The organism is Pseudomonas sp. SDO52101_S400, assembly GCF_054071635.1.
In genome coordinates this window covers 1-752 of the sequence record NZ_JBSVWF010000144.1, presented here as the reverse complement: position 1 = coordinate 752, position 752 = coordinate 1, and the positions used below count along the sequence as shown (strand labels likewise).

The window sequence follows — 752 nt, the reverse complement described above, 5'->3', positions numbered from 1 at the left end:
AACCCCAACGGATCCACCCACCCCGTCGGATTCGGCACGTACCGGTACTGGTTCAACCCTCCCGCCAACTTCACCGGATCCGGCGTCAAATACCGCCCCACCTCCGGGTCGTAGTACCGATGCCGGTTGTAATGCAGCCCGCTTTCTTCATCGAAGTACTGCCCCTGAAAGCGCAGCGGCTGATTGAGATAATCCTCGGTCGCCAGTTCCAGCGAGGTGACCTTGCCGTAGGCGCTGTATTTGGCCGACCAGACGATGTCGCCGCTGTAGTCGGTCAGTTCCTGCGGGGTGCCGAGGTGGTCGAGCTGGTAGTAGAACGGGCAGGCGCGTTTCGGGCCTTTGCCGTCGAGCAGGGCCAACGGGCGGAAGGTGCCGGGTTCGTAGATGAAGCTGCGGTGCTGTTCTTTGCTGCTTTCGGCGATCAGGTGCTCGCCTTGCCAGAAGAACTCGGTGATCTGGCCGTCGACGGTTTTGCGGATGCGTCGTCCGAAGGCGTCGTATTGGTAGGTGGCGCTGCTGCCGTCGGGGCGGGTCAGGCCGATCAGGCGGTGCTGGCTGTCGTAGCGGTATTCGGTGACGAGTGTCTGCGCGCGGCCGCGCCGTTCGCGGATCAGGTTGCCGAAGGCGTCGTAGTCGTAATGGCGGTCGCCCTGCATCAGCAGGCGATTGCCCTGGACGCGGGCCGGGCCTGGACGGTCCTGCAGCAGCAGGTTGCCGGCCGGGTCGTGGGCGAAGTTTTCCGGCACATCGTC

General features: G+C 64.1%; 1 protein-coding gene. It reads right to left on the bottom strand.

Features of this window, described 5'->3' with window-relative positions:
• Nucleotides 1-752: RHS repeat domain-containing protein (locus ACW9HX_RS29085; protein ID WP_457383216.1), on the bottom strand; the 752-nt coding region annotated here is incomplete at both ends.